This is a genomic window from Roseibium suaedae (assembly GCF_900142725.1).
In the GTDB taxonomy this organism is placed as follows: Bacteria; Pseudomonadota; Alphaproteobacteria; order Rhizobiales; family Stappiaceae; genus Roseibium; species Roseibium suaedae.
This window is the reverse complement of record NZ_FRBW01000011.1, coordinates 1-7,341: the sequence shown is the minus strand read 5'-3', so window position 1 is coordinate 7,341 and position 7,341 is coordinate 1. Positions and strand designations below refer to the sequence as shown.

Below are 7,341 nucleotides of genomic sequence, written 5' to 3'. Positions count from 1 at the left end.
CAAGCCCATGGGCGAAAAGGTTCAGTGTCTTGAAACGCGCAGCCGGATCGACAGACCAGCCACTTGAACTGATCGTGATCGAGCCAGTGACCGTCTGCAAAATCTCCATGTAAGGCAAACCGGAGTGGAACTTGATCTTGTCCAGATGGCTCAGCGGGTTGTCTTCCACATCCCCGTTCACCGCACCGGAATAGACCGCAACGATGTTCTTGGCCTTGTCGGCAACAAAGGTCATTGGATCACGATCCTTTTGTTATCCAGATCAATAGTCATTGTGCCGTCCGCACTTTGCATCCGGCCCGCAGTCACGATCCCAAGATTGGCGGTAATGGCAGAAAGGCTTGAAACTGCCAGTTTGGCAGCCGTGATGGATCCGGCAGCGATGTTGGTCGCGGTGACGGCATTGGCGCCGATCTTGCCCGCGATGATGGCACCGGCCGCGACCTTCTCTGCCGTGATGGCACCGTCCACGATCAGCTCGCCGCCCGCCGCCCGGCGCACATAAACATTGCGCACCCGCACCGTGCCGGTCACCGATCCGCCAGAAACAGATGAGCCACGCCGAAGCTGCAGGCGGCAGGTCACAGCCCCGAATGGCGCGGTGGCAACGAGATCCATGGCCTGGCTGGTGTAGCTCGACATATTGGCCGAGCCGACAAGCATGCTGGAAACCTGCGTTCCGTTCAGGTTAAACCACTGCAGATAGACATCCATCAGGCCAGTGACGCCGGAAATCGGCTCAATCTGGCAGCCAGCTGCATAGGACCGCCCGACTTCCAGCGGGATTTGCCCACTCAGCAAACTGGAAACATGCGTTCCGCTTGCCGTGAATGTTCCCGAGAACTGAGCCTGCCGCCCATTGGAACCGGCAGAGCTTGCGGAGAAAACCCAGCCAGCCGCCCCGGACACGCCCCAGGTTCCGGCAATGTCCGAAAGGGTGTTGTCGGGAACGAGGTTGGAGAAATCAGAGATCAACAGATGCTTGGCCGCAATGGCATTGGCGGCGATCTGATCCGCCCCGACGGCTCCGGCAAGGATCTTTTCCGCCGTCACCGATCCGGATGCCAACTTTGCGGACGTGATGGTGCCTGCCGCAATTTCGGTAGCGGTGACCGCCCCTGCCCCGATCTTGCCAGCAATGATGGCGCCCGCTGCAACCTTGTCAGACGTGATCGCGCTGGAAGCGATTGCCGTCGCTGTCACTGCCCCGGCTGTCAGCTTTGCTGATGTGACCGAGCCCGCCGCAATCTCGGTGGCTGTGACCGCGTTGGCGCCGATCTTGCCCGCGATGATGGCACCGGCCGCAACCTTTTCCGCTGTGATAGCGCCATCAACGATCAGCTCGCCGCCCGCCGCCCGGCGCACGTAAACATTTCGAACACGCACCGTACCGGAAACAGACCCGCCAGAAACAGACGCCCCGCGCCGCAGCTGCAGGCGGCAGGTCACGGCCCCAAACGGCGCCGTGGCAACGAGGTCAATAGCCTGGCTCGTGTAGCTCGCCATATTTGCCGAGCCAATCAGCGTACTGGAAACCTGCGTTCCGTTCAGGTTGAACCACTGGAGATAGACATCCAGCAGACCGGTAGCACCGGCAACCGGTTCAATCTGGCATCCGGCGGCATAGGACCGGCCTACTTCCAAGGGCACCAAGCCACTCAAAAGACTGCTGATATGGTTCCCGGAGGTTGCTGTAAAATCACCCGAAAACTGCGCTTGCCGCCCGTTGGAACCGGCAGAGCTTGCCGAAAAGATCCAGCCCGCCGCCCCGGTCACACCCCAGGCTCCGGCAATATCCGAAAGGGTGTTGTCGGGAACGAGGTTCGAGAAGTCAGAGATCAACAGATGCTTGGCCGCAATCGCATTGGCCGCGATCTGGTCTGCCCCGACCGCACCCGCCAGGATCTTTTCTGCCGTCACCGATCCGGACGCCAGCTTTGCAGCGGTCACCGCCTCATTGACCAGAGCAGATGAGGAAACCGCCTGCGGGGCAATTGCGCTGGCTGTCACGGCACCATTGGCAAGCTTTGCCGCAGTGATGGCATTCGCGGCCACCTTGTCAGAGGTCACCGCAAGCTCAGCAAGCTTGTCGGCACTCACGGCCCCGTCAGCAAGCTTCTCCACCTCGATGGCATTCGCCGCGACCTTTTCCGCCGTCACTGCCAGAGGCGCAAGTTTCAGCGCCGTGACAGCCTCGTCCACCAGCTTGGAGGCCGTCACCGCCTCATCTGCAATCTTCGCCGCACTGACTGCCCCGTCTGCCAGCTTGTCGGCCTCAATCGCATTGGCAGCAACCTTCTCCGCAGTCACGGCAAGCTCTGCGATCAGATCCACCGTGATTGCGCCAGGGGCAATGGACGGTGTTGTGACCGAGCCATCCGGCAGGCGAACGACATTCGGAGCAACAGGGACAACACGAACGGCCCAAGGCCCCGGCAGTTTCCCATTGGCGCGAACGCGAAGCCAAAGCGCATCCCGGCGCACCTGGAAGGTGCCCACCGGCAACCGCCCGGAATAAACCGGTGTCCACGTCACTTCATCATAAGACACCTCGGCCTCATAGGAGACCGCTCCGCCACTTGAGACAGCCGAGAAACTGACAAAGCTTTCTGTGACGCTCAGCTCGCGCTGAACCATCAAATCCGTGATGACCGGAGCCGTCAGAGATGGCGGCAGCAAGGTGCCTGCCGGATAGTCCGGCACGCTCAACCCGTCATCGGCCAGATAGACGGAAGCGTCATCCCCGACGACTTCCAGCTGAACCCGGCTTCCCTGCGGAATAACCCCGGTCACCAGCCCCTTGAAGGCAAAGTCGACGCCCTCGCCCAGAAGATAGACCGGGGCTTCGCCGCCATTGTCTTCAAGGTGATAGGCAAGATCTCCGAAGACAGAAACCGCTGCAGCATAATCGTCGGCATCGAGCGCGGCAGAGGCGCTGCCAGCCGTCCAGGTGATCTTGCACGGCCCCCATTCTTCGCCGGACTTCTGGCGGAAGCGGATATAGGTGTTTGCAGGATCGGTTTCCGGTTCCCGGTCAAGGGTCACCTGAAGACCTGCAAAGGCTTTCACCGTTCCGGACTTGCCCCAGGACTGCGGCATATCGGACTGGATCCGGACCAGATCGCCACGCTGAACAAGGCGGCCTTCAAGCTCCGTCGAGAAGACGGCCTTGGTGCGCCGGAAGAAGTTGTCGGCAGCCAGGTGAATACCTTCGCGCCAGGCATGGTCACGGCCGGTCGGTCCAATCATTCGCACCCGCGCAGGCGCTTCGGAATTCGAGACCGCAATCGTGCAGCGCACCTCCTGCCAGGTCCAGCTAAGCCGGTCCATGTATTCGACGATCACATCATCAGCGCTATCGTCCGATTGAAGCTCATAGGTGACCTCGAGCGAGCCGCGCACAATGTTGCGATCCGTGAACACCTGCGAGGGAAGCGCCCGCTGCTCATCACGGACAAGGGACACCTGATCTCCGGAAAAGCGGACGCTTGAGCGGCCTGCTCCAAGGATCGTATTGACCACGTCGAACCGGGTCATCCGCGTGTCAAAGATGCCATCGAACGTGTCGCCACGCGCCGTCCAAAGTGCCTCATAGGCGAGGAACGTTGCATAGTCGATCCGGCTATCGGGCTCGCGCGCGCCATAGACCGTGTTGCGGATGGCATCGATCGCAGCCCAGGCAATGGATCGGGTTTCCTGTTCGATCCAGATCCCGCCCGACTGCACCGGCAGAATGCGGCACTGAACCAGACGGAAGTCCTGGGAACTTTGGGCACTCAGCTGCTCATTCGCCCGCACCCGTACCGCCATCGTGGACAGGTCCGGGAAGCTCTGCGGGCCATCCAGATAGGCCCGAAGCCCTCCCCATTCGAGGCGGTCAAACACCCGGTCGTTGGCAGAGACAGCATTCGTGCGCTCGGCCTTGATCTCATAGCGCCCTGCCGGAACCTCAGTGGAATAGCTGAAGCGCTGCGGTGTCGGCGTGGCAAGCGTCAGCGTCTGCTCGCTCAACACCACCCAATCCCCCAGCGCATTGCCGAGGTCGTCAATCTGCCTGTAGCTGAAACGGAATTGAACGGTTGCTGCCGACTGGCTGCCGTCATTGTTCAGTGTGTAAAGGCCCTGAGACAGATAGACATCAACGCCAAGCTTCTGCGCGGTCTGTCCAGCCGGAACTGCTGCGAAAGGACCAAGTACCGAGCTGTCATCCAGCAGCTGACCGCTGACCTCAGAAGACGTTTCCACCTGAACCGGAAACAGCGTGACGGTTTCGCCAGGTTCATAGAAGGCGATTTCCAGATCTTCGATTGCGCCGGTGTAGCCGTTCTCCTTCGTCCAGACGACAGTCTCCCCAACCCGCACACTTTTCGGGGCGGACTTGCCAAGCCCCCGGCCAAACAGCAGATGCAGGAACTGATCGTTTCCATCGAACTCCTGATAGGGATCGGACACATAGTCGGGCACCATGATGTGCTCGCCATATTGAACCGGGATCATCCCATAAAGCCGGGCCTGGTTGCCTGCTGCCGAGGTGCTATAGGTCGGAGATGCTTCCAGGGTTGTGGCTGCAGCTCCTGCCGCTTTTGGTGCCAGCAGCGTGTTGATCAGGATCCCGCCACCGGCAAGGATCGCAGCCCCTGCAAGACCTGCAATGATGCCGGTCGAGCTTGCCCCAAGAGCGCCCGCAATCAATCCGCCTGCCCAGGGGGCAAAGGCAGAAAGGGCGATCATGGCAATCAGGCCGAGAATGGATTTCCCGTCGCCGCCGCCGCGCGGCAGGATCACAACTTCGACCAGGTCGCCACTTGCCGGAACCATGGACCAGCCCGGCCGCAGCACCGGCTCGCCATTGACCGTGACAAAGAAGGCAACAGACCTTGGCGGACCATAGGCCTGCACCAGGTCGCCAAGAGTTGCCCCCATGGCCACCGGCAGGGGAACCGTTGTGCAAGGCACGTAAGGGTGCCGTGTCACACTGGAAGGTGAAACGTAATGCATCGCCAGGACGCCAGCCTCAATCTGGATAAGGTCTCAAAGACAACACCCGGCCCGGGGACCGCGTGCAGGACGCCGCCGCCATCGATGGCAAGCCAGCATCCGATATGAATTGGAAGGGAGCTGCGGCCCATCAGGACCGCGCAGCCATGTTCGGGAGCTGCAATCTCGCGCCAGCGCCCGCGCTCCGGATGACCGGTCAGGGCAGCGATCCGCGCCCGGTTGGTCATGCTGTCCGGCACAAACTCCGGAAACCCAGCCCGGCCAAGGATCTCCTGCGCCGCGCAGAAGGCACCCCAGCAGTGGAACCCAGGCGCCCTGTTCTCCGGATCATAGGGCGCCCCGATCAGGCGCGAGAATGCCTCAAGCTGCCAGGCGCTAAGCCGGTCAGGCACTCAGCGTCCTGTAGGTTTCCCGGTCGTAGATCTTGCCGAAGAGCCGCTCCGCCCAGGCGTTCAGCCGCGCCGTCGCTGTCGCCCGCGTGCTTGTCACCTTGACGTTGGAGAGCTTGATGCCGTCCACCGTCTGCTGCGGACTGTCATCTCCAAGGATGTACTCGCGCCAGGTGATCTGGATATCCGCCTTGATCCGGACTGCGTCCTGCAGATGCGCATGGATCTCTGAGGACACATTGTCGATCCAGAACTGGATTTCCGGGACAGTGCCCTCTTCATCGCTCGGAGGCGTGAAGCCGAAGGGCATGGCGATGAACGAGACTGTCTCGCCCGCGTTCATCGGCGCATTTGCTTCCAGCGCCAGCATGTGGTCCGCGCCATCAGCCACAAACCGCAAGGCAATCGGCACGCCTTCCTCCTGGAAAGAGGGATGCCGAAGCTCGATGGTCTCCAGGATCACATCCCCTTCACAGGAGGCATAGGCCTCCCGGATAGCGTCGGTGTAGTCGGTCAAAGTTCCACCTCAAGCGTCATAGTGATCATCAGGGCGCGGCCGCGCGTTGCCAGGGAGAACTTGTTCTCTCCGGACAATTTCACGGTCTTTGTCTGGGATTGATGGCCAAGCCAGACCGGCATCAAAAAGCGCCGGCTACCCTTGGCCAGATCGGTCAGAACGAAAGCGTCAAACTGCGCAAATTCGCTCTGGCTCATCCGCAAGGTCTGTTCAATCTTCCGGTACTGGATGGAGCCACGCGGGCGGTCCCGCGTGTTCCCGGCTTCAAATTCCGTGATGTCGTTTGCGTTGAATGGCTCGGACACACGGTAGCTGTCCCGCTGAGGCGCACTCGGCAGGCTGGGAGGCCAGATCGGCAATGCCATGGTGTTATCCCGTCAAGGCGTTGGCGCGGTTCAGGGCGAAGCGTTTGCCGATCGCATTGGACAGCTTCCCGCCCTGAGAGACACGCCCGGCCAGTGCCCGCTCAATCGGCCCGATCAGCACATCGATGCTAAGCCCGCCGTCAGCGCTCCGGCCCGTCTGCGTCGTCACGTCCTGACCGGAGCTGTTGTAGATGTTGATCGTCGGTGCGGCCGCAGACGCAGAGCTTCCCGAAGACGCCCCGCGTGTTGCCAGGCTGGCAAGTGCCGAAAGGCTTCTGGCCGTGTTCTCCTGCATGGCTTCCGTCAGCACCCGCTCATTGTCGAGCGCGATAATTGCCCGCTCTCCGGGCTTGACGTAGCCGCCACTGTGCCTGCGGTCCGCCGTGCGAAACAGCGTCTCCGGCACGCTGCGGCTTGTCCCGCCACGCCCGATGATCCCGCCCTCATGATAGACGCCAACCGAGGCTGCAGCGACCTCTCCAACCGATGCTGCAGAAACACCACTGGCAACAGAGCTGCCGCCAAAGAGACTGGAGACAAGGCCACTAAGGAAGCTGCTTCCGCCGCCCCGTGTGATCTGTCCGAACATCCCGCGCAGCTGGCTGTTCAGAAAGTCCTTGGTGAGCTGCTTGGCAAGATCGAGCATCAATTTGCTAAAGTTCTTGCCCTCAAAGATAGCCTCCCCCAGGCCGTCAGCGATGCTGTCGCTAACTTTCTCCATGGTCTCGCCAAAGCGCTTGGCATTCTGCTCCGCAAGCACGATCCGCGCCGCAAAGGCATCCGCCCCCGCTCCGCTTTCGGCAATCTCCTTGAGCCGTTCCAGGGCCACGGTCGTATCCTCGGCTGCCCCGAGATATTCCCGCATGGCGACCACACGCGCCCGCTCGGCAACTTCCGCAGCCTTCCCGCCCGTCGCCTGATCAAATGCCTTGCCAGACTGCAGCTCTGCGATCCGGGCAAGACGGTCTTCCAGATCCTGCGCCGGGGTCTTGGACGTCTCAATCAGCCTGGCGATTTCCCGCAGAAGATCAGCTTCCTTCTTCCGCGCCCCGGAAGCGGTCTCGGCTTTCTT

General features: G+C 61.3%; 6 protein-coding genes. All 6 read right to left on the bottom strand.

Annotated elements, in window-relative coordinates:
• On the bottom strand, positions 1–235 hold a 235-nt coding region (locus tag BUA94_RS22960; protein WP_139251265.1), incomplete at its 3' end, for a hypothetical protein.
• Positions 232–4,956, bottom strand: a complete 4,725-nt coding sequence (locus BUA94_RS22955) for a host specificity factor TipJ family phage tail protein (RefSeq protein ID WP_175558117.1) — start codon at positions 4,954–4,956, stop codon at positions 232–234. The genes BUA94_RS22960 and BUA94_RS22955, both read right to left, overlap by 4 nt.
• Before the next feature lie 14 nt (positions 4,957–4,970).
• Positions 4,971–5,390 carry a hypothetical protein gene (locus tag BUA94_RS22950; RefSeq protein WP_084082215.1) on the bottom strand — a complete coding sequence of 140 codons (420 nt, stop codon included), beginning with the start codon at positions 5,388–5,390 and terminating at the stop codon, positions 4,971–4,973.
• A complete protein-coding gene (locus BUA94_RS22945) occupies positions 5,383–5,904 on the bottom strand; it encodes a DUF1833 family protein (RefSeq protein WP_073015809.1) in 522 nt (173 codons plus the stop codon). Before BUA94_RS22945 ends, BUA94_RS22950 begins: the two co-directional genes overlap by 8 nt.
• Complete coding sequence (locus tag BUA94_RS22940) at positions 5,901–6,269, bottom strand: hypothetical protein (RefSeq protein WP_073015808.1); 369 nt, start codon at positions 6,267–6,269, stop codon at positions 5,901–5,903. Before BUA94_RS22940 ends, BUA94_RS22945 begins: the two co-directional genes overlap by 4 nt.
• Before the next feature lie 4 nt (positions 6,270–6,273).
• A partial coding sequence (locus BUA94_RS23665; protein WP_175558116.1) for a hypothetical protein occupies positions 6,274–7,341 on the bottom strand: 1,068 nt, incomplete at its 5' end.

What these genes read in the sequence shown, in the direction of transcription:
- BUA94_RS22940 (WP_073015808.1), bottom strand. Translation starts at nt 6,269, where the DNA reads ATGGCATTGCCGATCTGGCCTCCCAGCCTGCCGAGTGCGCCTCAGCGG.